Genomic DNA, 269 nt, shown 5'->3' with positions numbered 1-269 from the left:
ATCGCCCGGCGCTGGGCCCGGTTGAAGTACCGTCGTTCCGGCCCGAGCTTGAGCACTTCGTTGTTCGCCCCGAACAACACGCCCTGGAAGCCGCCGTCGCAGATGCGCTGATGCACCGTCTTCAAAGACACGGGGGCCTCGACCCCGTCGACCCACCCCACCCCGACCTCCGAGGCGAGGTCCGCAGCGTTGACGTGCACCATCACCGTCGGGGCGGATCCGCCCATGCTGGGCGTGTCCTCGTCGCGGGCGGCGTGTTCGAACAGGGC

General features: G+C 69.1%; 1 protein-coding gene. It reads right to left on the bottom strand.

The features are described from left to right. A partial coding sequence (locus QN345_RS20195) for a hypothetical protein (protein WP_416347694.1) occupies positions 1–269 on the bottom strand: 269 nt, incomplete at both ends.

The organism is Cryobacterium sp. 10I1 (assembly GCF_035019805.1).
GTDB lineage: Bacteria > Actinomycetota > Actinomycetes > Actinomycetales > Microbacteriaceae > Cryobacterium > Cryobacterium glucosi.
This window is presented reverse-complemented; position numbering and strand designations above follow the sequence as displayed.